This window comes from Bacillus sp. TH19, assembly GCF_016651075.1.
Lineage (GTDB): Bacteria > Bacillota > Bacilli > Bacillales > Bacillaceae_G > Bacillus_A > Bacillus_A mycoides.
The window spans coordinates 416,190-441,736 of record NZ_JAEKEO010000001.1 but is presented as its reverse complement, the minus strand read 5'-3'; the positions used below and the strand labels follow the sequence as shown (position 1 = coordinate 441,736).

General features: G+C 36.6%; 16 protein-coding genes and 4 pseudogenes. 4 read left to right on the top strand and 16 right to left on the bottom strand.

The features are described from left to right. Window positions 1-723: 723 nt before the first annotated feature. The 5 genes from JFU54_RS02085 to JFU54_RS02065 form a co-directional block, all read right to left on the bottom strand. Window positions 724-3,204: an RICIN domain-containing protein gene (locus JFU54_RS02085; RefSeq protein ID WP_078205713.1), complete on the bottom strand. Its 2,481-nt coding sequence runs from the start codon at window positions 3,202-3,204 to the stop codon at window positions 724-726. Between the two features lie 36 nt (window positions 3,205-3,240). Beyond that, window positions 3,241-3,894, bottom strand: a complete 654-nt coding sequence (locus tag JFU54_RS02080) for a DUF11 domain-containing protein (protein WP_078205712.1) — start codon at window positions 3,892-3,894, stop codon at window positions 3,241-3,243. A 103-nt stretch (window positions 3,895-3,997) separates the two neighbouring features. Next, window positions 3,998-4,723 carry a DUF11 domain-containing protein gene (locus JFU54_RS02075; protein ID WP_151304213.1) on the bottom strand — a complete coding sequence of 242 codons (726 nt, stop codon included), beginning with the start codon at window positions 4,721-4,723 and terminating at the stop codon, window positions 3,998-4,000. 44 nt (window positions 4,724-4,767) lie between these two features. Continuing rightward, entirely contained in the window at window positions 4,768-6,432 is a 1,665-nt protein-coding gene (locus JFU54_RS02070) for an alpha-helical endospore appendage domain-containing protein (RefSeq protein WP_002193452.1), read from the bottom strand. Window positions 6,433-6,495: 63 nt separating this feature from the next. After that, complete coding sequence (locus JFU54_RS02065) at window positions 6,496-8,532, bottom strand: DUF11 domain-containing protein (protein WP_201038262.1); 2,037 nt, start codon at window positions 8,530-8,532, stop codon at window positions 6,496-6,498. Window positions 8,533-9,140: 608 nt separating this feature from the next. Between JFU54_RS02065 and JFU54_RS02060 the strand changes: the two are divergent. Next, window positions 9,141-9,359, top strand: a pseudogene (locus tag JFU54_RS02060) (DinB family protein); the annotation flags it as partial. Here JFU54_RS02060 and JFU54_RS29400 read toward each other — a convergent pair. Next, entirely contained in the window at window positions 9,319-9,552 is a 234-nt protein-coding gene (locus JFU54_RS29400) for a hypothetical protein (protein WP_078204032.1), read from the bottom strand. The pseudogene JFU54_RS02060 and the gene JFU54_RS29400 sit on opposite strands and share 41 nt — an antisense overlap. 343 nt (window positions 9,553-9,895) lie before the next feature. Next, window positions 9,896-10,957, bottom strand: a pseudogene (locus JFU54_RS02055) (serine hydrolase domain-containing protein); the annotation flags it as partial. A gap of 422 nt (window positions 10,958-11,379) precedes the next feature. Here JFU54_RS02055 and JFU54_RS02050 point away from each other — a divergent pair. Next, window positions 11,380-13,173: a helix-turn-helix transcriptional regulator gene (locus tag JFU54_RS02050; protein ID WP_078205500.1), complete on the top strand. Its 1,794-nt coding sequence runs from the start codon at window positions 11,380-11,382 to the stop codon at window positions 13,171-13,173. Between the two features lie 644 nt (window positions 13,174-13,817). Here JFU54_RS02050 and JFU54_RS29640 read toward each other — a convergent pair. Further along, window positions 13,818-14,044, bottom strand: a pseudogene (locus JFU54_RS29640) (DinB family protein); the annotation flags it as partial. 215 nt (window positions 14,045-14,259) lie between these two features. Further along, on the bottom strand, window positions 14,260-14,481 hold the full coding sequence (locus JFU54_RS29635; RefSeq protein ID WP_078204034.1) for a hypothetical protein: 222 nt from the start codon (window positions 14,479-14,481) through the stop codon (window positions 14,260-14,262). A gap of 371 nt (window positions 14,482-14,852) precedes the next feature. On the opposite strand from JFU54_RS29635, the gene JFU54_RS02045 reads away from it, so the two are divergent. After that, window positions 14,853-15,458 (top strand): cupin domain-containing protein, encoded by a 606-nt coding sequence (locus JFU54_RS02045; RefSeq protein ID WP_088265915.1) that lies wholly within the window; start codon window positions 14,853-14,855, stop codon window positions 15,456-15,458. Between the two features lie 460 nt (window positions 15,459-15,918). Here JFU54_RS02045 and JFU54_RS02040 read toward each other — a convergent pair whose 3' ends face one another. Next, window positions 15,919-16,200: a YolD-like family protein gene (locus JFU54_RS02040; RefSeq protein ID WP_078204036.1), complete on the bottom strand. Its 282-nt coding sequence runs from the start codon at window positions 16,198-16,200 to the stop codon at window positions 15,919-15,921. A gap of 512 nt (window positions 16,201-16,712) precedes the next feature. Here JFU54_RS02040 and JFU54_RS30045 point away from each other — a divergent pair. After that, entirely contained in the window at window positions 16,713-18,416 is a 1,704-nt protein-coding gene (locus JFU54_RS30045) for an exosporium leader peptide-containing protein (protein WP_201063591.1), read from the top strand. A 1,043-nt stretch (window positions 18,417-19,459) separates the two neighbouring features. Here the strand turns inward: JFU54_RS30045 and JFU54_RS29625 are convergent. The 6 genes and pseudogenes from JFU54_RS29625 to JFU54_RS29395 form a co-directional block, all read right to left on the bottom strand. After that, window positions 19,460-19,600 (bottom strand): annotated as a pseudogene (locus tag JFU54_RS29625) (DNA mismatch repair protein MutT); the annotation flags it as partial. A gap of 151 nt (window positions 19,601-19,751) precedes the next feature. Further along, entirely contained in the window at window positions 19,752-21,581 is a 1,830-nt protein-coding gene (locus JFU54_RS02030) for an FtsX-like permease family protein (RefSeq protein WP_201038260.1), read from the bottom strand. A gap of 16 nt (window positions 21,582-21,597) precedes the next feature. Further along, window positions 21,598-22,359: an ABC transporter ATP-binding protein gene (locus JFU54_RS02025; protein ID WP_201038259.1), complete on the bottom strand. Its 762-nt coding sequence runs from the start codon at window positions 22,357-22,359 to the stop codon at window positions 21,598-21,600. Window positions 22,360-22,610: 251 nt separating this feature from the next. Further along, entirely contained in the window at window positions 22,611-23,687 is a 1,077-nt protein-coding gene (locus JFU54_RS02020; RefSeq protein WP_201038258.1) for a sensor histidine kinase, read from the bottom strand. Continuing rightward, a complete protein-coding gene (locus JFU54_RS02015) occupies window positions 23,684-24,370 on the bottom strand; it encodes a response regulator transcription factor (protein WP_061675857.1) in 687 nt (228 codons plus the stop codon). The genes JFU54_RS02020 and JFU54_RS02015 overlap by 4 nt, the downstream gene beginning before the upstream one ends. 159 nt (window positions 24,371-24,529) lie before the next feature. Continuing rightward, entirely contained in the window at window positions 24,530-24,709 is a 180-nt protein-coding gene (locus tag JFU54_RS29395; protein WP_078204041.1) for a ribose ABC transporter ATP-binding protein, read from the bottom strand. Window positions 24,710-25,547 lie beyond the last annotated feature (838 nt).

Here is a 25,547-nt window from a genome sequence, read left to right as displayed (position 1 = left end):
TCTTAAATTTTTATATATACTCTATAAACATAGTAAAATCATATTGCTAATACTATAATTGAAGCGAAAAATCATATTAAAGTTAATAAATTAACACAAATTTTCATATTTATTTTTAGGTTCTGTTACAAACTTTCTTAACAGATAAAAGATGAGAGGGTTTACAAGGTGAGTATCGTGAACTACTCGCCACTTAGCAAAGCTTGAAGTGGGAGCTTCTCAGTTCCACGATGAAAGCAACCTTTCGTCTCCCTGAGCGTTACTTCGGGGTGTTCCATCCCTAGATGTCCAACGCTTGGACGCTCTTTTGGTACGGTTGATATTTTACGCAGGAACCGAATGGCTTGGTTTTCGCACTCAATTTTCTTCCTGCAACCTCATATATCAAGTTATCAAAGAACTTCATATAGCTAGTTTATCAAAAGCTTTTAGCTATGCCAAACCGAAATTCATCTCCCACCTACCGTTGTGCTACGCTCTTCACACGCTTGAGGAAGGAGAATTATTTCGGGGAATTCGTTAAAAAGATTACCTCATCAAATGTATTTTCGATTTCTTCTATTAAATAATTTTTTACACCATAACACAAAAAAGACATGAGTCTATACTTCTCAATGACTCATGTCTTTTCTTTTTAAAGTTTATTCTACCGTTTTTATTAAAAGCAAATACTTCTACTTTGTGCTACTATATCGAAACACATACTTTATTTTATAAAAAGTATTATTTTAATTTTGTCAATTCCCAACATTGAGCATCTGTACCATTGTCTGGCCATTGTTGAATATTAGCACCATTGTTTTGTATACTACTCTTCAGATCAAGTAATTGGCCGCTATGCTTAGCTATCAATTTAAGCGTTCCATCCGAATTTTTTTCGATTTTCCATTTTTGATTATCTCCACCAATGTCTTCCCATTGTTCTACATTCGCACCATCACTGTTTGAAGCTCCGGACACAGTAAGCAATTTCCCACTATGAACTGCTTTGATTTTATAATACCCATCTGCCATCTTCTCTAGTTCCCATTTTTGATGATCTCCGCCGTTATAATCCCATTGTTGGACGTTTACACCATTATCCATTGAGGCGCTAGATATATCTAATACTTTTTGACTTCCTTTATTTTTGATGATATAGACACCACTGTAGTCAATCCCTTCAATACCATCGCAACAAAGTATTTTTGCTTTTTGCAATGTATCTTGTTGCAATTTTTCGTCTAAAATTATTTTTGTTAGTTTGTGGGTCAACTGTTCATTCTCATTGAGTAATTCTTCTGCACTCTGCTTCCCTTCGTTGAAGGCCCGAATTGCATCTTGTATTTTTAATTTTTCTGCTACGATTACTCCTGCAGCCGCTAACTCAGCTTCTCCAATACCTGTCACGATTTTCTTCTGTGCTTCTTTACAATTGCTTTCGTGAATAGCTGTCACTTCATTCGTCATTTCTACTTTACGATAAATTTGTCCATCAGGAATAAGCTTATATTTATAATCAACTTTTGCTTTGTTTGTCACTTTCTTAGGCACTGGGTTATCAATCAACACTTGGAAGGTGACTCTTGTCGTCGTCCCGGGCTCTACCGTACCAATATTCACGCCACTTTCTATATTGCCTGAGAGAGGGCGCCCATCTATCTGTAAACTGCCTGGAACCAACTTCGTTCCATTTGGAATTTGATCCTCAATTACGACATCGGTCAGTTGTGTATCACCTGTATTAGCAACTTCAATGGTATAGGTTATAATGTTACCTGCCTTGACATAAACTGACATGTCTTGCCGTTTCACTACCTCTACCTCTACTTTTCGAATGACCGTAATGGCTTCATTACTATCTGCTGTACCTGAAGAGACCGGTAAGCCTGGGGCACTTTGGAAATCATACACGACAGTAGCTTTATTCACCGCTCTATTGTCTGGTGGCACTTTTAATACTAAGGCTTGAAAGGTAACTTCCGTCGGTCCTTCGATAGATATGGAACCAATGTCTACTCCTTTTGTCGGATCTCCACCAGGTATAGGAACGCCATCGACTTGTAAGCTGCCTTCAACAAACTTTAATTCTGGTGGAAGAGTATCTTTTAAAATAGTTTTTTGTGCTTCGGTCATTCCACTGTTTTCAATTAATAGAGTGTAAGTAAGGATTTCACCCACGATAGCTGCTTCTTTATCTACTTCTTTATTAATTTTAATTTCTGGACTATTCACATCAATTTGAACACCCAGACCTGTCACGATATAACCATCTGATTTCGAAGTCAGTTGAACTAATGCCTCCGTTTGTGAGTTCTCCATAGCTGTAGAAGCGTCCACATTGGTAATATCCCAATTATAACGAACTGCTGGTCCGGCACTTCCTGGTGTGACATTTACATTCCCATAGGTACCACTCGTATCTAGATTCCCTGCATCATCATTAATTTGTGAAGCAAAGAAGTTGTCAATCGGATTATTGGGACCTGAGATGGGCTTTAAAGAAGAAGCATCTTTTCCAAAAAGTAACTGATCTCCTGGAATCTTTGAATCTCCTTCCATTGCGGTTAGCAACAATCTTGCTTTGACATCACCAAGTTCAGGCGTAGAGAAGCCAGAAATTTTCTGGCTTACTGATCCCGTTTTCTCAATCGATGCTGTTCCGACATGAATGTTCATATTTCGAAGAGGCAGTGTAGGATCTTTATAAACCACAGATAAAGTCCATCCCCCCACGTTGTTCCCTTTATATCTTTGTACTGTCGCTGGTACACCACTGACAGTATAATTACCAGCCCCACCTGCATCTATAAAACTAGTAACATTGGCAGAGCGAACATAAAATATTTGGTTCGCCTGAGCTACTTGCTGACTCGTAGTCGGATCTGGCGTAATGAGGGTACTCCCTTTTGGCGAGATTAACGTTATGGCCCGATCTATTTCACTCGTCACATCCTCGGTACTCGTTTTTGTTGATCCACCCCAAATTAACTCTGCATATAATACTATGCTTCCCGTTGGTAAGCGAAGCTGTGCAGCAGAAGCATTTTCTTTCCAATCCAGTGTGGTACCTGCAGGATATCCTGGTACCTGCTTAGACAAATCTAATGTGATAAATGCACCAATATCTGTATAACTGATATTGGTATTACTTAGACCCAGTGTGTTGCCAGTAAAAGTAACCGCTCCGTTAGTCGTGGTTGAATATCGCTGAATAAACGCCATGATTCTCACCCTTTCTCTATTTATCTATTCCTATCCCTACTTACAACCACAACATAGGTCTTTAACTTGATCTAACTTTTTCTTCAACTCTTTTTCCAGATTAGCAATTTGCTGAACTGCTTTCTTTGCACTCTTGTTAATTGCTAGCAAATCCGTCACTTTAATCTGGCCACCTCGAAATGAATTAATTGCTGCTTGAATCTTTTCGCCTTCCATGTAAAGAATCGTGGCTAGGCCTTTTTCCTCTTGTGCGATGGAATGAATGATTAAGTCACGTGACCATTCACAGGTTGTTCGTCCTGCTGGCACATTGGTTTGTACTTCGTTACTGACCGCATCTACATAACCACCTGAATACTGAGAACCCATGTAAGCTTTATTCCTAATCACTCCACTAGAATGAGGTTTAATCACTTCAACTTTAAATGTAATGATGATAGGCCCTTCAATGGATAGTCTATCAAGTACAATCGTTTTCGTTGGATCTTCACCAGGTTTTGATTCACCGTCAATTTCCACACTATTCGGGACAAACTGCACCTCTTCTGATAGAAAATCCTTAAAATGACAATTAGTAACATCAATTAGACTATCATTGGAAATGGTAAACGTATATGTTAGAATATCTCCTACCACCGCATCAATTTTGTCTACTTCCTTTTCTATACTCACTTTCGGAAAATTAGACATGTGCCTCTCCCTTTCTTTTCTGTAATTCATACCTTATTAGTGATGAATCAGATTCCCTATTTTTCAAAAGCATCTGAGGGAAAGTAAGACATCCTCTTCTTCTCTACTTACAACCACTACATAAATCCTGAATCGTATTTCTCTTGTTCTGTAGTTCTTGTTTCAATGTAGATAATGTTTGAGAAACACTATTTTCACTCTGAATAATCAAATTCTGTTCATTTTTTGTAATCCTGCCACTATTAAAGGCTTGATTTGCCGTCTTTATTTTTTCTGCTTCTGCATCCAGTAACTCCTGAATGGCCTTCTCTTCCTGTTTAATTGAAAATTCAATGGTACTTTGATTGTTCTCACAGTTAGTAGGAGGACGCACAATCACTTTTGTCTCTGTTATATTACTGGCCGCTTCTCCTTTTTTGATAGGCGTTCCAGAAGCACTTTCAAATTCATAATTTAAGGTGGCTTTATTTTTCACTAGCTCATCTGGAGGAATATTGATTACTTTCGCTTGAAATGTCACTTCAATCAGTTCTCCTGTTCCTACCATTCCTAGCTTAATCCCATTATTTACACTCACACTAGGTTGAGGCACACCATCCACAAAAACACTACCTGGAACAAACTTCAACTCTTTTGGAAGGATATCTTTCAAGATAGTGTTTTGTGCGTCAACCGGATCCATATTTGTTACAAGAACGGTATAAGTCAAAATATCTTTTACTTTTGCCTCATTTTTGTTTACTTTTTTATTTATTTCCATCTTCAGACTATCCTCCATTAATCTATTCGCCTCAGTTTTCATATTTACATACCCCCGACTTTGAGACATATTTCATCACCCTTTCCATCATCGAATCAAATTATATATGGATGTTATGAGCAAAAATCACAAATTTCTTGGGTAACAGCGAGTTTATCTTTAAGCACTGATTCTAGTACGATTAGGCTGTCTAACATATCCTCCACACTTTCATTGACAGCGATGAGATCTTGGACTCCTATTTTCTTATCTCCAAACGCACGAGCAGCTACTTCAATTTTTTCTGCTTCTGCCCGCATAATCCTAGCAATGCTTTGTTCCGCCTCAGCAATCGTTTGGATAATCTGATTTTTCCCTTCTTCACAGGTAGGTGGCTCAATCACTTCAATCCCAGGTTTGTTACTAATACTCGTCGCTGTCGAAATAGGTAAATCTGGTCTACTCTGAAAATCAAAGATCATCGATGCTTGATTATGCACCACTTTATCATCAGGCTCTTTCATGATTTTCGCTTGATACGTGATGAGGACTGTTTCTCCTACAGCCAAAGTACCAATGTTCACACCCTTAGCAATATCTTGTCCTGGCCATGCCGCACCTCTGATTCGTAAACTATCTGGTAAATATTCAAGTTCTGGATCTAAGTAGTCCTGAAGAATCACATTAGTCGCATCTACATAGCCATCATTTTTTACTTCCAAAGTGTAAGTTACTATTTCACCTACTACAGCTTGTTTTTTATCCCCCGACTTATTCATTTTTACGATTGGGCTATTGGCGTCAATCTGTACTCCATATCCACTCACCAAATAGGTATCTTGCGCCGTCGCAATACGGGCGATTGCCTCGGTTTGACTATGATGCAACGTGTGAGAAATATCTACATTCGTGATATCCCAACCCGATCGTACGCCAAATCCGTCTGATCCAAGAGGCTTATTGAGCGTTCCAGCAGTTCCACTAGTATCTAAATTTCCTAGATCATCGTTAATCTGCGACGCAAAAAAATTATTTCCAGGATTATTCGGACCAGATATCACCGAAAGCGACGAACGATTGGGACCAAATTCAAAGCGATCGCCAGGAAGATTAGAGTTTCCTTCCAGTGCCGTAAGCATGACACGTCCCTGGATATCCCCACCTTCTGGGGTTTTAAAATTATAAATCAACTCATCCACTGGAGGATTAGACATAGAAATCACTTGAGACCCAACATAAATATTCATATTTCGAATTTTAAGTAATGGATGTTTATAAGCGACAGCCAACGTCCATCCCACTGTATTGGTAGAAGCTAGAAAAAAAGTACAATCTCTTACCGTTCCGGGAATACCACCTACTATATAAGTTCCAGCTCCACCTTTTTGTACAAATTCAGTTACATTCGCAGAGCGAACATAGAAAACTTGACCGCCAAAGACGGACTCTTCTCGTGCAGTGAAGGCATCTGGTGCGATGGATACAGTAGCAGCTGGGGTAGTAAAAGTAATCGAAGTATTGATAGCTGAACGAACATCAGTATATTGATCTTTAGTCGATCCACCCCAGATCAACTCGGCATACAATATTTCACTGTCTGCAGGGATTCTCAGCATAGCCAAAGAGGAATTTTCTTGCCAGTTCATTGTACTTCCAGCTGGATAGCCTGACACTTGTTTAGAACTATCTGTTGTCAAAAAAGCCCCAATATCTGTACTTCCATCTGCATAACCTAATGTATTTCCTGTAAATGTAATCGCACCATTGGTTGTTTGGGTGAAACGATGAATAAATGGCATATTCTTCCCCCTTTTCAATCTAAATAAAGCTATAAATTCTTGTGCTTCTTTCTCATTAATCTACTAACAACAAATCTGCTTAGCAATTTCTAATTTATCTTTTAATAATTTCTCCAACTGTGTAGCTTTTTGGACTACTTTTTCGACACTCTGATTAATCCTAGCAAGTTCTTGGGCAGAGATTCGTTCTTCTTCAAATGCCTTTACCGCTTCTTGTACTTTTACACTTTCTGCTTGAAGGATTTTCATCAAACCGAGCTCTTGTTGTGCTACTGATTCAAAAATCTGATTTTGTGCTTTTTGACAATCGGTCTCCAACCACGCCGTAATTAGGTTACTTGTTACTATTTCCTCACGCACATTGCTACCTGGTTTCAGCTGAAATTGATAAATTGCCTCTGCTTGGTTATCTACTTTCACTGGCAACGGACTCTGTAACGCTACTTGAAATGTAATCACAGCTGTTTGGCCAGGAATTAATGTACCAAGAGGAATTCCTGTTGTTAAATCATCAAGCACCGGTGCACCATTTACTTTTAAACTCCCTGGAACGAGTACCGTTCCTGTAGGTATGACATCTTTAATAGAAATTGCATTTACTGAAGTATCTCCATTATTGGTAATATCGAGCGTGTAGGTGATAATATCTCCCTTTTTATCGTAAACCGAACGATCTTCACTTTTCACGAGATCGACTTGTACATGCTTAATGATAGTATTTACTTCATTTGAGCTACTAGATCCTGATGTGAGAGGTAAACCCGCTGCACTTTGGAACTCGTAATCCAGCTTACCCGTATTAGTCACCTTTCCATCTGTAGGGACCGCAATCACTTTCACTTTAAATATGATCTCGACTGGCCCTTCTATGCTTACAAATCCGATATTGACTCCTTTAGCTGGATTTTCTCCGGGTTTGGCTTGCCCATCGATAGTTAAGCTGTTCTGCACAAATTCTAACTCATCTGGAAGAATATCTTTAAAAATGGAATTCTGAGCTTCTACTAGTCCACTATTTTCTACTAAAATTGTGTAAGTTAACTCATCTCCGACTATTGCTATATCTTTATCCACTTGTTTGTCTATCTTGAGCTCCGGACTATTCACATCAATTTGAATCCCTAATCCAGAAAGGATGAATCCGTCCATATCTGTTTTGAACCGAGCAATCGCTTCAGTTTGTGAGATTTCCATGGCGTTTGAAATATCCACATTCGTAATATCCCAGCCATAGCGCTGTGTAGACTGTTTTTGCCCTGGGGTTACATTACTATTTCCCGCTGTCCCACTAGTATCTAAATTTCCACCATCATCATTAATCTGTGAAGCGAAAAAGTTATCCACTAAGTTATTCGGTCCAAAAATGGCTTGTAATTGGCCTGGGGATGGACCAAATAAAAATTGGTCCTTAGAAATGAAACTATCGCCTTCGATAGCAGTCAATAAAGCTCTTGCCTGAAACGGCTTGGATTCAGGTGTCCCAAAACCTTTAATTTTTTGATCCACTACATTCCCTCTTTCAACAGATGCCACACCAACATATAAGTTCATATTTCGTGAAGGTAAAGAAGGATTTTTATATATAACAGCAAGTGTCCATCCTGCTGCATTACTTTTACTTGGCCGTTGGATTGTGGCTGGTACCCCACTTACAGTATAAGAACCTGCCCCACTCGCCTTTATTAGTTTAGTAACATCAGCTGTACGAATATAAAATGTGTGATTTTCATGCACTACTACTTGGGCCGTTGTCGCATCAGGAGATATTGTTTGTATTGAACCTTGTGGGTTAGTTAAGGAAATGGGAACGTTAATATCTCCTGTAACATCCACTGCATTAAATTTTGAGGTACCTCCCCAAATCAACTCTGCATACAGCACTTCACTAGCTACAGGAAATTTCAGAACTGCTTGAGAAGCATTCAATTTCCAATTCAATGTACTACCTATTGGATAACTTGGGACTTGTTGGGTAAGATCCAACGTAATGAATGCTCCAATGTCATTATAGCTAGGATTATTCGAACCAAATCCTAGCGTATTACCTGTAAACGTCATCGCACCATTTGTAGTCGTTGTATAACGCTGAACTATTGACATTCTCTTCGTCCTTTCTATAACAACTAGAATAATAACTATTATTTTATTTTTTAATAAAACTTAAGCGGGGATTTTAATTCATATAATTGCCTCCTATGTAAATATTTGATAACACAAATTATATTTCACTCACTGAAAAACTATATCTATAATTAAATGTTCTTTCTATTTATCATTATTTATCTGATTTTTCAGGTAAATATATTTCAAATCCAGTTCTGCTGTTAAAATCATTTAATAGGAATACCACCACATCTCTATTAAGCTAATAATAAAAAAATGATATCATTCAAATTTTTCAGTTAACAATTATAAAGGTTTTGATATTTGGACAGATTGTAACTCCTAGTATTTATCGTTTGAAGGTTGGAACAATACAGACAAAAAAGCAACTAATTGAAATTGGTCGCTTTTTTGTCTTCTATTTACTTGGCCTCTTATAGTGAACAGCCGAGATATGTGTAAAAATAGGTCATAGACTTACTTTTATGGTTCTGGTGCAAAAACTATATGACTTATGTAACTAATCTCTGAAACTTGGACATACTGATACTAGTATTCTAAAAAAGGACGTGATTAGTATGGAAAAGCAAAACCTATTCAAACGGAAACAGATTATTCAGTATTTTCTTTAGGGGATTGAACAAGCATGCACGATTGCCCAAACTGTTCAATTGGACAAAACATTGGAGGAATGGCCTGGTGAAACCCCGGGCGGTGTGCTACGCAATATTGCATCTCACAACTCCTACCATTTAGGAGAAATTGTGCTGATTCGCAGATTATTTAGCGCTTGGCCACCGCCAACAGGCGGATATCCGGCCTAAACAAGGAAAGGGTTCCACCCATCCCCATCAACTTAAGAAAAATAAACGCCCCCAAAACGAAAAAAATGAGCTGACTTCTCAAAGTAACTACCTGTAGAGAAAGTGAATTTTGGTTTTGGGGGTACTTCAAAACCTTAGCTTGATGACGATGGGGTACCGCCAGCATTTCGGAAAAAAACCATGCTAAGAGCATGCAAGGTTTTATACAGTTTTTCGGCTAATCCAGTAACAAACAAGAACCCTAAAACCGCGCCAGGATAGGAATGTATAAAAAAATGCATAGATCCGTAGAACAAAAAAAGGAGGTTCCCTTGTGAGAGTAGGGATCCGCCTTTTTCTTTCTACCCATAATAGGACTTTATGTTAACTTCTATGAATACAATATACATCCATCTCATAAGAAAAACCGCTAGGAAAACATCTTGACGGTCCTTTTGTGTATAAATCCCATGAGGAGTGATAGATATAATCCGGCACTCGTAACCATGTATAAATCGGTATGTTTTCGTTTTCCAAGCAGGTCAAACATATATAATTCACTGTCTGTTTAGACTTGCGTAATGGCTAAATTCCTTATTGATTATTTTATCGTGAGCTGGCGCTACTTGTGGACCTACCGAGTTGATGCACGTTACCAGAATATGCTTCCCGTCTAGAGATCCGACGGCTCTCGATTCATACCCGAAAGTACCTCCGGCATGCCCCCAGTAAGATTGCCCGTCCGCTGTTTTAAATTCATAAATCCCTAGTCCGACTTTACCAAAAGGTCCATCTACTGTTGTGTGCATCTGGTCCATCATCTCTTGAGTCAGAAGCTTCCCGCCCAACAACGCACTGAAGAAGGTAGTCAAATCATTAACTGTTGAGACTATATCTCCCGCCGCATTTGCCCATGATTGATTCATTTCTGTTAAATCATACAAATGACCCGATCTATCCATATTATATCCTGTGGCATGCTTACCCGGAATTTCGTGACTATTTCCCATCACAAATGTCCCTTTCATTCCAAGCGGTATGATAAACCGTTTCCTGATCTGCTCCGCATACGTTTCTCCTGTTACCTTTTGAATAATTTGACCGGCTAGTACAGTATTCATATTGGAATAATTCCAGCCCTTCCCTGGTGCAAATACAGGTGGCTTTGAAAGTCCAAGGTCGATAAGCTCATCGACGGAATAGTAACGGTATGGATTTTGAGGCAAAGTAATATCTCGGAAATCCAAATCTGTATAGCTAGCAAGCCCACTTGTATGATTCAATAACTGACGGATCGTAATTTTGTTGCCATCATACCCTTCACCTTTTATGACACCTGGCAGCCATTTTTCAACCGAATCATCCAGATTCAATTTTTTCTCGTCAGCCAACTGTAATACAACGGACGCTGTGAAAGTCTTTGAAATACTTCCAATACGGAATGAAAAATTGGACTCCACCGGGTTTGGTACTTCATAACTGGCTGTACCTGTAGCGTAAGACCAGCGTTTCCCGTTCTGTAACCCGCCAGCTATGACACTTGGGACTCCTTTGATGGTTACCACCTCATCAATGACGTGTTTGACTTCATCCCGATGCTTGCTTTTCTTTTCCTTCTCTGTCTCCACTTGTACCGCGCCTTCAGTCTGTACCGGGTTTACAGACCCATAAGCAGAAAATACCAGTGTACTCGCCGATATAGCTGTTAATGCAAGTACAGCTCCTTTTTGAATCTTGAGTAATTTCATAACGTATCGCTCCTATTATTTTGGAATGTTGTGTTGCTTTACATCCTCACCTTATCCCCAAAATTGTTAAATCGGATAGTGATGAAACCGCCAAACTTTTGTTGACACTCGAAATTGGACTTGTCACATATACCATATGACAAACTGTCAAATATCTCATGTGACGTGCTTGTTACAGTAAATTCTAACTGTTTACCCTCTCTTTCGCTTGACGGATCAGAAGTTTATGGTGCATGATAGGTTTGATTTATTCAGAATTTATTTTAAAAACTACAAGTAGGTGTGCATAATCCGTGTTCTCTATAATAAAAAAATGGTTCTGGTATGATTGGATATTTGTGGCCATACGAACGCTTTGGATGGTCATTATCATAAGCGCTAGTTTTATCAAACCGTCATTAATCGATGCGTCTTTTTGGGTCTTATTTTCTTTTGCTTTCGTCGTTTATCTCGTTCCATTAATCGCCTGGTGTAGAAATGCAGATTGGTATCTTGCAGTCGACGTCATGGCAGCGGGGGTTTTTCATCTTTATTTAGCCTATACAGCACCGGATTTACTTTGGTCTTTCGTTTTACTTGTGATGAATATCGGCTTGGCCAGCAATCGAAGAACCTATGTATGGACAGGTATCCTCTGTGGAATCATATTGCCGGCATTGAACGGTTGGATCGCTGGTCGTCTCCCGTATGAATTTATCGTTAGCAACGGTTTTGGATTCGCCATCGGCTTCACGTTTAATATATTAATTCAGTCCCATAAGCAAGCCCTAATTATTCATGAGCAAAAGCTATTGTTGGAGCAGCATATTGAGCGGATTGAGGAACTTACGCTGATGGAGGAGCGCAGCCGGCTGTCACATGAGCTGCATGACACGATTGGCCATACGCTTACCTCACTCATCGTCGGCGTCGAATCGCTGCGATCGTCCGTACCGAATTCACAGATAGAGAGGATCGATTCGCTTGTCGGAATCGCCCAACACAGTCTGGTTGATATCCGAAAACATCTGCATCAGCTCTCTCATACTCCATTGAACCATTCGTTAAGTGAATCTCTACGGCAATTTACCGAAGATTTTATGAAGTCAACAGGTATAATGGTCAAATTCCGTGTGATCGGCAGCGAGACTCTCGTTATGCAAAAAATAAACTTTTGTCTATATCGTTGCCTTCAAGAGTCTCTGAACAACGCGGTTCGGCACGGTTCGGCGAGCTTGATATCCGTTCAGTTGTATTTCGAGAGTCAGCAGCTCAGGTTACAGATCGAAGATAACGGCATCGGAATGGAAGAAATCCAATTTGGATTTGAACTTAATGGGATGAAGGAACGACTTAAGCTATTTCACGGCACGGTGTCCGTGCATTCCGAGCCAGAACAAGGAACTTTCGTCATATGTAATATTCCGTTGCAGACAGAGCCTGCACATGATACAATCCGCCTGCTGCTCGTTAACGACCAGGTGATCATTACCGACAGTTTGAAGCAAATTTTGGATCAGCATACTGATTTTAACGTAGTTGGTACAGCCAGTGACGGTGGCGAAGCATTAGAACATTGTGAGCGGTCCCAACCGGATATCGTGCTAATGGATATTAGTATGCAGGGAATGAGCGGGATTGAAACTTTACTTGAGATGAAACAACGATGGCCTGATATGAAGGTTGTGTTCATGACAACGTTTGAGGATTCCTTGCAGGCAGCAACTGCATTGGAGCACGGGGCGGAGGGCTACATGCTGAAGTCGATTCATCCGCGAGAGATGAAGGAAGCCTTGAAACTAATTTATAACGGAGGAATCTGGATCGATCAATCGGTCGCTACGCGAATTTTCGAAGAGATGAAAAGTCAACGCGAGCAATTGGAGAAGATCGGTTCAAGTCAGGAAAACTTCCCGTACGGGCTTACGAAACGTGAAATGGAGATTCTGGAGCATCTGTCAGGTGGACTGCGTTATAAGTCTATCGCCGCCAAATTATTTTTATCGGAGGGAACGATCCGCAATTATTGCTCGACTCTCTACTCGAAGCTCAGCGTCAACAACCGCGAAGAAGCAATAAAAAGGGCCCGAAAGGAAAATATTGTGTAGATGGTACTCAATATATAATCATTTTTCCGTATTCGGGCACGGCAACGATTACTATTTTTTGGGCCACTCATTATTTTAAGTAACAGAATTAGAGTTCCGTTAACTTTTGGAATGAATTTAACAAAATTTGTTTACTGAACACCTGTAAATATTGCCGGAAAATAAGTGGACGGAATACATTTAAAGAAAATCTTCTTGAAAACTTCAAATTTAATTACCTTAAAGTCATTGTTTTATCATACATTTCAAAGTTTTTTACAAGTGGTCCGAAAAAGAACGAATCGTCGTTTTCCCCCATGCCCATCAACCCCCAAAAAAACAAATACTCTAAAACGAGAAAATTGGCATCTTTAGGTGAAAATGTACATTTTTTTTGTTTTTGGGGCGTTATAAAATTCTTAAGTTGATGGGCATGTGGTGCTACCCCTACCAGGAGTAACGTTAGGGAAATGCGGATTTACAGCGTTAAGAAAACTGTAGCAAAAAAAATCGATTCCTTTACGTAAAGGAGCCGATTTTTTTAATTTGGTTTATTAAGCTAATGCCCCCGTTAGTTTAATTAAAGGACATTTATTATAGAAAACAGATGAATATTTTATTGGATTCTCATATGAACCATCATTAATTTACAAGTACTATTTGCCCTAACTCTGATACCAATATAAAGCTAGGTCATTCATTGTTGAAGCGTGCCCCTGTTGTCTTAGCATGGCTGTTATGTTACTCGATGATAGGTACCATGGTTAGCAACATGAAATAAAATTTATGAGTATGCAGTCTCTCTAGCACCTGGCCAAGGATTATTCAAATTAATTTTTTGTTCTAAATCTTTTTGGCTATTCATCCATTCTTCATACTGTGAAGCTAGTTTTCAGTGTTATCAGCCGTGATGAGAAATACCATGTTGAGCATTTAACAAAGCTCTTGATCAGTTATGATTCTGATTCTTACAATGGTCTGAATTAGATTACAAAACGGAGTAATTGGAAAATAGGCGCGAATGGAGAGTGTAGCTATAATCAAAAAGTGAGGGGGGTGGGGGTGTTTGTCTGTACAGTTTAAAAGCAATTAAAAACAAGAGGATGGTTAATAAAGTGGAATTGTTGTAAAAATAGTAGGATATATACTTTGGGGTGTATATTCTATAGAGGGATGATATTGTATGGTTTCATAATAAGGTATAGCTGGATGTTGATAGTATGGCATATGCTGCATTGCATGATATACTGCATGCATTGTTGCTTGAGCTCCATGGGTTGTATAGACTCCGCCTATTGCCCTGTTTTTAATACAGTAAGGATTTATCATAATAATTCACCTCAGTTAATAATTAAATAAACATTTATATTATATGTCTAAAAACTAAACGGGGTCACGTCAGGATTATGCAGATTTATAACGATATTGAGATAAACCTAGTCATATCAAGCATTATCAATAGAGTATACTCTATTAATAATATAGCAAGTTGTTTATTTTAAAGGCTTTAGAAGCTCTAAAATGGATTTATCAAAATTAAATTGTTGAATTTAATCCTAGATTAGCCCCTGAAATCCATAATTGTTTCCGTACCCCTTTTAGGCTAAAAAGCCTTCTTTACAAAAGTTACCTTTAATCTAAGTACATTCACTTAACCAGTGCATAGGATAATTTTATAAAATCGTGAAGGGTTGAGAAAAATGTACTATATTCCTTTTATGTATCCATATCCTTATTATGTTAATGTACCTATGTATAACTATGGAAGACCGTCTGTTTACTGGACTTTCCCCAATGAGATAGAGTATGCAAACAGATTTGATTCTTTTAGTTTTTCCGATGGTGCTGGAAGTATTTCGTTAACAGATTATGGATCAGAACCATTTGTGGTTAATATAAATGAAGCAACAAAACAAAACAATACGTATCGTACTGCTTTATGGACAGGTAAACATTTACAAGTCACCTTAATGAGTATCAATGTTGGCGAAGATATCGGTTTGGAAATACATCCCAATGTTGATCAATTTTTACGTATTGAACAAGGTCAGGGGATTGTTCAAATGGGCAAGAGTAAAGATAATTTAGACTTTAAAAGAAATGCCTATGATGATTTTGCAATAATGATACCTGCCGGAACATGGCATAATGTAACTAATACAGGTAATATTCCACTAAAACTTTACTCGATATATGCTCCTCCAAATCATCCATTTGGTACCGTTCATGTTACTAAAACAGATGCATTAGCTATGGAAGAAAGTTATAGTTATAGTCATAGTAATAAGAATACAGTTAGTTATTAATCAAGCTTTATTATAAAATCTATAACTGTATTTTAAAGAGCAATGAAATAACATATGTACTGTGAATAAAAAAAGAATGCACATTTTAATCTGTGTGCATTCTTTTTTTATTAATATATACCCAAAGACTTTGCAAGAAAATCTAATAAAGTTGTATTTCCAAAAGTAATGATATTATTTTTTCGCAATTACATCGAAATTCAATCTCTACTTCTTCTGACGGCTTCTTATACTTTATAAAAATCAAAGTATGTCACCTACTTCTGTAAATTGTAGGCGCCGGAAGAACGACATGTCTTGATATAAATTAAAAGTTTCATTGTATAAAGGTTATTTTTGTTATCTCATATTTTAAATAATTCCGCAATAAATGCAATACAAATGAACAATTGAAGTATTAAATTTTTAAAACCGTTTGGAATAAACATTATTTAAAGTACATAAGTAGTGCCTTAGTTGTTCATTTTACATCAATAATATCTATAAACTTCAGTATGAATCTATTGTAAAATTCATCTGTACATACTACAGCACTATTTAACGGATCAATATCAACAACAGTCATATAGCTAGTGAGTAAATAATCGTCTTCATAATATGTAATTAGTATTTCTTCTTCAGATAATAAGGAACATAATAGCATGTTCTCGATCAGTTCTTTTTCTTCAGTGGTTAAGATCGGCCAAGTTAGTTTATTTTTCTCTTTGATGATTTCACGAATAACAGCACACTGTTCAGGCATTGCTGCGAATGGTTATCAAGACCTAAATTGTAAAAATCATAAAGAATAAAGGTTACTACATATTATATATGACTAATATGTAGCAACCTTTTACTTCTTGTTCAACAAACATTACCATTTTGTTGAATCAATAAACGTATTGAACCAAAAATCAATGTCTGAGGATTTATCTGTATTTTTTATGCATTTATAAAAATTCCATGCATGTTTTATTATAAACAGACCGGGTTTTTAATAATAATGGTGACTTACTATTAAGTTACTAAAAATATGTTTCATTCGTTAATCTAATAAATAAACCGAATGGAAAGTTTAACATAACATAACATATAGGAGAAATGACAAAGTCATCTGGTGTCTTGTAGATAAGAGAGAAAACTGTTTTATTTCTCGTTTTTCATAACCTATTCGTATATAGGAAAATTGGTGAAACTCCTCTACATAGACTAATGTAGAGATAAAAGCTATTTCCTCATCCAAGGAATGAGTGTATTCTGTTTGGAGGTAATAATATGTTCGAAAACCAAAATGAGAAAAAGAAATGGGAGGGAATTCAGGCTGCGGCCTTTGATCCTAATCTAGTGGGGCCAACACTTTCATCTATTCCTCCCTTTACTTTTCCAACAGGAGCAACTGGACCTACAGGGGCAACTGGACCTACGGGAGTAACTGGACCTACAGGGGCAACTGGACCTACGGGAGCAACTGGACTTACGGGAGCAACTGGACTTACGGGAGTAACTGGACCTACAGGGGCAACTGGACCTACAGGGGCAACTGGACCTACAGGGGCAACTGGACCTACAGGGGCAACTGGACCTACGGGAGTAACTGGACCTACAGGGGCAACTGGACCTACGGGAGTAACTGGACTTACAGGAACAACTGGACCTACGGGAGCAACTGGACCTACAGGAGTAACTGGACCTACGGGAGTAACTGGACCTACAGGAGTAACTGGACCTACGGGAGTAACTGGACCTACAGGAATAACTGGACCTACAGGAGTAACTGGACCTACGGGAGTAACTGGACCTACAGGAATAACTGGACCTACAGCGGCAACTGGTACTACGGTTTTAACAGGAGTTGGAGCTCCAACATGTGCTATTGGCAATTTGGGAGATATTTATATTGATTTATTAACAGGAAGCACCTATTATAAGCTATCTCAACCAGTTTCCCCAATGATTAGACCTATTCCTGCTCCAACCGGTGCTACAATACTTGTAGGTTCATCGCAGACTTATACTACGATTGATGCAGCTTTAGCTGCCGCTAATAATGGTGACAGACTATTACTTGATGCTGAGACCTTTATAATTACAACCACTGTTACTGTTAATAAATCGGTAACGATTGAGGGTCAAGGAATAGGGGCAACTACCGTCATTACTACCTTGAATACTGTAATCTCTATGTTTAATGTTACAGTATCCAACGTTATTTTTCGTAACATGTCAATCATCCAAGATTTCCCTTCTGTTTTAAGTGTTGAGTCTGTTATTTCAATTAATAATTTGTTAGCAACAGGAATATATGTTGATAGTTGTGAAATTTCAGTATGCGAACTTGGCATCGCCATTAAAGCAACTGAATTTCAGATAACAAATTGCAATTTTACCTATGCCCCCGCTGCTTCACCTAACAACGGATACTTCTATATCATTATTTCCTCAACTTCTGGGCAAAGCATTATTGACGGTAACACCTTTGTGTCTGACTCAGGTAACACGCGATGCAGATTTATCATCATCACCAATATAACCGTTAATTCAGGCACACTTCAAGGGAATTTAGTAATAAGCAATAATACACAAGATAACCTTTCTCCCGCTACATTAAGACACCTGTTAGATATCGAGGAATTTGTGGGTACAAATTTTGGTTTATTTCTTCTAAACAACACAACAGTAAATGAAGGGAATGTACCTGTTTTATTGTTTAACGCGGACCTTACTATATTTAAATTCATAGAAGTTGTTGGTAACAGTATTCAAAATACTGCCGGAAAGGGACTTATCGGCATTGACTCGAGTTCTATCGGTCAAACACCTATTTTTAGTTCTGGTAATACAATTGCAAACCAATTTTTCACTTTAGGGTGGGCTTCTGCAACTGTTCCACCTAGTTTTATTGTGGGGTATAATACAACAGTAATCCCAGTGCCACCTAACCTTCCATTAACTAATTGTTATTGGCTTATGTTGATTTGATAACGTATAGATGAAATATAGAAGTTTAATATATCTTTTGATTTTTTGTTTCTTACGATTGGCCATTACTGCTATTCCCTTTTGCTACAAAATAAAATCAATCTTCATTATGGGGTACAGCCGAGATACGTGTAAAAATAGGTTATAGGCTTACTTTTATTTCTAATCTGGTTTTTTATAAAATTCCTTTATTCGTCTAAGCTTTCATTTTCGCTTGTCATATAAACAAACGTTTAGGTGACAAATGAGAACCAGGATAAAATAATCATATAAGGGTGTTTTTGCCCATCCCCCGAAAAGTGGGAATAAGTGGTTTATGTAACAATAGAACCAAATAGTGTTGGTTATCATATAGGATTTCTTGTACCAGGGATAACGTGAGGAAAATACGGATTTACAACGTTAAGAAAACTACAGCATAGAAAAATCGATTCCTTTACGTTTAGGAACCGATTTTTAATTTGGCTTATTAAGCTAACGCCACCGTTAGTTTTATTAAAGAACATTTATGTAGAAAGCAGATTAATATTTTATTTGTATTCTCATATGAACTATCATTAATTTACAAGGGTTGCCACCACATCACCATCAAGCTAAGATTTTGAGGTACCCCCAAAACGAAATTTTTATCTCTTGGCAGTTATTTATGTAAATTTAACTCGTTTTTTTCGTTTTAGGGAACAACCGATATCTTAAGTTGATGGCTATGGGTATTAATTTTTTCTTAGCTTGATGGGCATGGGGTATTTGCATTTCTTAGGTTGATAGCGATGTGGTGCTACCCCTAAAAGTAAATTATATAACAGAAATAAGATATACATAAGAAATAGAGTCCCTTATTATTAGGACTCTATTTTTATGATTGCTCATGTATTCTTTCATGAGATCACACTTCCATTAGCAATTGTTTAAGTTTTTAGGAAGCCTGTTTTTTATAAGAACGAATTTTTTTATAGCGACCATATTTTACAACATGACGAACGTCTAATTCTTTATAACCCTTATTTTGGATAGTTTCTGAAACATCTACGATAATTGTGTTAGTTAAATATCATATATCGGTCTTTGACGATCGGATTAACATATTCATAAAGTCCTTTATAGACAAGGTTGCTAACTTCAAGATCAGTTTCCTCTTTAACTTCTCTAATGGCACTATCAACAATACTTTCCGGAAATTCCAAAACTCATTACTAAAAACACAGTATCATACGGAACATTAAACACCGTTTATTGATTGTAGTGCTAGTCCATTTATTATTTCCAAACCCATTTAGAATGATCAATAAATGGGGGCAGATTATGTTGATATTTCGTATAAATAATATCATTACATTAATTTTCTTTCGGAAGTACAATTCTTTTATACAATTGAACTGTAATAAAATAGTAAATCGAGTAAATCACTACGAAAATAATAATTGGTAGCCAAATACGAAAGTACGGATCAACCAAAAGAACTCTGAACATATTCATACCAACTAATACGTGAACAATACCCACAATTGCTGGGACTAAAAATATAAAGAATAACTCCTTATAAATCGATTGTATTAATAACTCCCGGCGAACACCGATTTTACGAAGCATTTGATAACGTGTGCTATCTTTGGATGCACCAGATAGAATTTTAAACATTAAGCAACTTGCCATCATTGCTAAGAACGCAATTCCAACGAAGAATCCCATAAACATTATTCCGCTGGTGAAATCACGATTATTATTATATGTTTGATACTTACTATTCAGTTCTTCAGATTTCATATTTTTATATTTAACTACCTGTAATTCATCAAGTTGTTTCCATTCTTTTAAGAATTTCTCAAAATCACCTGTTTTCCCAATAAACACAGTATTTTCTTTACCCTTCATACCATCGTATATGTTTTGATCTACAACTTTTATTTCATGATCAGGATACATATAATCTGGCTGGATTGTTCTGAAAGCCTGGATCCATTGTTTTGTGTTCCTCTCTCCTTTAACCCATTTTATTGAAAATGCACCAATTGGTAATCTCTCTGAAACTTTTTCTATTTTCATACCTTGTATGAAAGGGCGATTTTTCTCTATATCTTCTTTTAGATAATAAACATACCTATCATCAACTTTGTAATGATATTCAAACTTTTCTTGAAATAGGATACCACTCAAAATTTTCTTTTCTTCCGCTGTTGGATTATGAATGACTGAATCGTAAATTCTTATTTGATCAGTCATTTTTAGAATGTTGTTTTTAAATGCCATACCACACGCAATTCCACCAGCACCAAGAGCCACTAAGATTGCTACTGTTGCAAGCACATTTGTTAGGCCATTAATGCGGAAATTTAATTGTGCAAAAGTAAAAGCATTGAGGCCTTTTTCACTACATTTTTTATTACTCTTTAACTTGTTAATCATAACTGGGAGAAGTGATCCAAATATAAGGTAAGTACCAACGGTTGCTGTGATTAATCCAATGGCCATTAATCCCAGACCAATTAGCGGGTTTGCATATGACATATAGATCAGTGATCCATAACCAATACCCAATAAAATCACACCAAGGGATGCAACTACAACTTTCATTTTTCCTTTTATGGCGACACGTTCTGTTTGTGCATCTGCATGTACAAGTTGTAATACAGAAAAACGCGCTAGCTTAATACTACTTATACTTGCTGATAGTACAAATAATACAAAGAAAAAGATGCAAGTATAAGTCATAGATGGCATGTAAAATGCTTGATAACCACTAACAGGAAGTTCTAATTGTTTCATTAATAACTGACCGACACCTTCTGCAAGCCCTACACCAACTGTAATTCCAATCACAAGAGACGCGGCACCTAATATGATTGTTTCGATAAACATAAGTAAGGTAACTTTATGCTTTTTTGCTCCTAACATCATATACATACCAAATTCTTTTTGGCGAAGAGCTGATAAGAAAGAGTTTGCATATAAAATATAGAAAAATGTGATAACTGCTAACAAGAAGGAACCAATTTTAAATATAAATGCAATATCCCTAATAGAAGAGTTAGATTCAAGGAACGTTTTATTGGATGCTAGCGTTTGAAACATATAAAAAGTTGAAATAGAGACAATAAGACCAACAAGTAAAACAATGTAATCTTGCAACTTACTTTTTAGGCCTGACATGGAAAGCTTAAATAACATGATTGAACTTCCTTCCTTACGCTTTTTGTGTGCCTAAGTTTGCAAGCACGTCTAAAATTTCTTTATAGAATTCTTCACGTGTACCACCGCGATGAATTTCTTTATATAGCTCACCATCTTGAATGAATAAAATACGTTGACAGTAACTTGCACTATATGGATCATGCGTAACCATCATAATCGATACACCTTGTTCTTTATTTAAGTTTGTCATTGCATCAAGTAAACTCGTTGCATTTTTAGAATCTAGAGCTCCAGTCGGCTCGTCTCCTAAAATAATTGCTGGTTCATGAACTAACGCACGTGCTGCTGCGGAACGTTGCTTTTGTCCACCAGATACTTCAGAAGGATACTTTTGAAGTATCGCTGTAATGCCTAACATATCAGCTACTTTTTCTACTTTCCTTCCAATATTACGAGATGAAACACCTTGAAGTGAAAGTGGAAGTGCAATGTTTTCATATATAGATAAATTCTCTAATAAGTTAAAGTCTTGGAAAATGAATCCTAATTTTTGCGAACGGAAATCAGAAAGCTCACCTTGCTTCATTTTCGTAATATCCGTACCTGCAATTTCAACAATGCCGCCCGTTGCTGTATCTAACGTTGAAATTACATTTAATAATGTTGTTTTACCAGAACCAGAAGGCCCCATAATACCAACAAACTCTCCCTCTTGAATCGAGAATGATACGCCTTTTAACGCGTGTGATTGATTCTCACCTTTTTTACCGTACAATTTTTGAATGTTTTTTACATCTACAACTGGTTTTATCATATATATCCTCCTACGTTTTTTTATTTCATTACAATAAGCTACTATGTTTGTTTACTACTAACAAAATAGTCATGTTGCATCCACCCTTAAGCTACAATGAAATCTTTCCTTTTATCTTCTTCACTCACCTCATCATTTTGAATACATTCATGATAAACTATGAAAATTAGGAAACACCCCGTAAAATCCTTAAGATTTCTTAAGTTTTTATAAAAAAAAAGCTTATGGAACCTGTAATTCCATAAGCCATTCTATTTAATTGGATGTTCAACAATAAAGGACATCCAACCATCTTTATATTCTGCATATATATTACCATGATGAAGTTCAACAATTCTTTTTGAGATAGCAAGCCCCAAACCATTTCCCTGGTCATCTTTTCTTGCCTTGTCCCCCCTGAAAAACCTTTCAAACAATTTATTTGGATCGCTAACAGGCGGCTTCTCGACTTTATTTGATACTTTCAAAATCGCTTTGTTATCTATTAATTCAAGACATACGGATAATCCGGAAGGTTTCATGCTGTACTTTATCGCATTCATAAACAGATTTTCATAAACACGTACCATTTTTTCTACATCCATGAAAATAGGTATTATTTCTTCCGTGATTGATTTTTGAACGATTAAACTTTCCTTTTCAAATATAGGAATGTATTCTCCAACTATTTGCTCCAACAAACCTGATAAATCGACTTCATTAAAGTTTAAATTAGCATCTATGCCTGATAAACGAGTATATTCAAACAGCTCATCAATTAAATATTTCAGTCTCTGTGACTTTGAATACGTGGTTTCAAGGTATTCCTGTAATTGTGTTTTACTGTTGTATTGCCCTCTTTTTAATAAATCTATATAGCCAATAATAGATGTTAACGGTGTGCGTAAGTCATGAGATACATTGGTTATAAGTTCATTTTTTGTACGTTCTAATCGTCTTTCTTGTTCAAATGTATTTTCCAATTCCTTGGACATATAGTTGATATTTTGAGCAAGTTGGGTCAATTCGTCCTTCCCCTTAATCCCAATTGTCAGACCTAGTTTTCCATTGGCAATATCATTCACATTATCAGAAATGAGCTTCAAATATACTATTTTCTTTCGAACCAATATCAAAAAAAGTATTATAAAGGTAAAGATTGCGAACGCGAATAAGAACAACATTGCGATATTGAATTCAAACAAACCCCAATGGTCGTATTTTCTAAATAATGGATCTAAAATGAATAGAAAAGTGAGGATTGTAAAACCAAACGAGATAAAAAAACTTACTGCAACAGCAACCAAAAGCTTTATAATTATTTTATTTCTAAAACTAATCTTCTTCATATTTTATACCCAATTCCCCACACAGTTTTAATATAAATGGGATGTTTAGAATCCTCTTCTATTTTGTCTCTTATTTTTGTAATATGCACCATGACGGTATTATCTGATTTATAAAAAACCTCTTTCCAAACAGCTTCATATATTTTTGCAACGCTCAGGACAACCCCTTTGTTACGGGCAAGTAGTTCGAGAATATCAAACTCTTTTGGAGTTAACCTTGTTTGCTTTCCTCTTACCCATACTTGACGTGTATCTGTACTCACGGTTAAATCACCAATTTCTAGGATACTTTTATTATGATCTATTGACGCATTGTATTTTTTAAACCTTCTTAATTGGGATTTTACCCTAGCAATTAATTCCAATGGGTTAAACGGTTTTGATAAATAATCGTCTGCACCAGAGGCTAGACCCTGAATTTTGTCTATATCCTCAGATTTTGCAGATAGCATAATGATAGGCATATTGCGGTCTTCCCTAATCTTCATACACGCTTCAATACCATCCATATTAGGCATCATAATATCTAATATAATCAGATCAAACTCCTTTTCTTCTAACAGTTGTAAAGCTTCGATAGCATCTTCAGCCTTTTGAGTTTTCAGACCTTCATTTTCTAAATAAACAGAGATAAGATTTCTAATCTCTTTATCATCATCAACAATAAGAATTTTTGACTCCATATTATTCCTCCACATTTTTTCTAATATTGAACAATTAAAGACATTTGCAGGTGAGACATGTCTATCGTCGCTTTATTGTTAACTTGCAAACGGAAAACAAGAAATAACATAATGAATATAGTGATATCAATCCCCTAATATATTGTTCAATATATACTGCTAAGCCATTTTACAATTCATAAGATTCCTTCTTCTTATAATTAATTTCCCTTTTAATACACGTGTGCTTGGCCCATATTTGACAATGTAATTTACTTTCTTCAAATCAATTCCTTCAATCATTTTATCTCCAATAAACCTTAAACTAGGAAGGGCTGCACCAACTGATTTTTGGCTCATTATATACAGAAATAAGAAAGTGAATTGTATTCATACTTAATCACCCCACTGGTAAGAATTCATACTCATACTCTAGAATCCAAACCTTAAGAAAAAGGGGCAAAAGTTCTTAAGAATTCTTAATCTTTCTACAGCAGTTTGTCTTAAAAATATATAGTCACTCTTGAAATGTTCACTATTAGCTTCTCATTGTAATAATATTTATTAATAACACCTAAAAAATAAAGTAAAGTATTAGATTCAACTTCCAATAATCCAAGAGGGAGTCCATAGTAATTTATAGAAGATTCTGGGGTAGGCATTACATTAAATAATATCGTAAAGAAATTCGTAAATTTAGAAAGATATATACGCTAGCCCAAAAGGAGACTGGTGCAAATTTTCTTAGCAGATAAAAAGTTGGTATGATTGCAAATGGATTTTATGCGATCGTTAGTAATTGATGTAATTCATCGTACACTAAAAAAACGAAATTTCGTTGTTGCAAAAGGATTATGAATATCTAATCCAATTAGAAGAATACAATAATCAATTATCGAAGTTAACTTCATACAAAACTAATAACAAGCATTAAAAAACTTTGCCTACTCTTTAAAATGGAAACATAATCTATTTATCAAGTAGTCAATAATGAATAGAAATTTTGTTTAGGGGGTACTCCAAGGCCATGGCTTGATAGTGATGGCCTTGGAGTACCCCCTAAACATAGAAAATTGGACATTTATTCACAAACTCTACAAATTTTAGGGCGCTTTACAAAGAGACTCCGCCTTTTCAGCGTACAATGAATCTCAACAATTACTAGCTACTTCCTAAACATTGTTCCTCATTTACCAAC